The sequence below is a fragment of the Paenibacillus sp. 01T424 genome, assembly GCF_056398745.1.
The window spans coordinates 1-592 of record NZ_JBFTPZ010000119.1 but is presented as its reverse complement, the minus strand read 5'-3'; the positions used below and the strand labels follow the sequence as shown (position 1 = coordinate 592).

Annotated in this window: 2 rRNA genes; both read left to right on the top strand. The window is 46.4% G+C overall.

What is annotated here, in order from left to right:
- Positions 1-53 precede the first annotated feature (53 nt).
- Positions 54-170, top strand: a 5S ribosomal RNA gene (gene rrf / locus AC1DPK_RS34250).
- 287 nt (positions 171-457) lie between these two features.
- A 23S ribosomal RNA gene (locus AC1DPK_RS34245) occupies positions 458-592 on the top strand; the annotation flags it as partial.

Below are 592 nucleotides of genomic sequence, written 5' to 3'. Positions count from 1 at the left end.
ATCTGATTTCGTGGAATTGTAGTACGCTTTCTTTCAGTATGTCTAGTCATTCGTTTGGTGGCGATGGCGGAGGTGAACCACGCGTTCCCATACCGAACACGACCGTTAAGCCCTTCAGCGCCGATGGTACTTAGACCGCAGGGTCTTGGAAGAGTAGGACGTCGCCAAGCGGATTAAATCATACAAGCGAATTACCAACTTTTAGTGGTTGATTGTAACGAGCGAATATGTTAATCTAATATTCCTGCCGCGAAAGCGGTGGAAACAAATTGCACCTTGAAAACTGGATAACGAAAGAAAAAGAATTGCTGAAACATCCTTTAGTTGTTTTTACGTAAGCGAGAGGTGTTTCGAATTGAAGACGGCTTTTGAAGACGTTATTTCTACCTCTAAAGAGGYTATTRWTCAAAGAAATAAGGCTTCAAYGACGGATCAATCGAAATCACCAYGAGCAKTTGGTTAAGCTAGTAAGAGCGCACGGAGGATGCCTAGGCACCAGGAGCCGAAGAAGGACGTGGCGAACAACGATACCGCCCCGGGGAGCCGTAAGCAGGCATTGATCCGAGGATTTCCGAATGGGGAAACCCAGCTA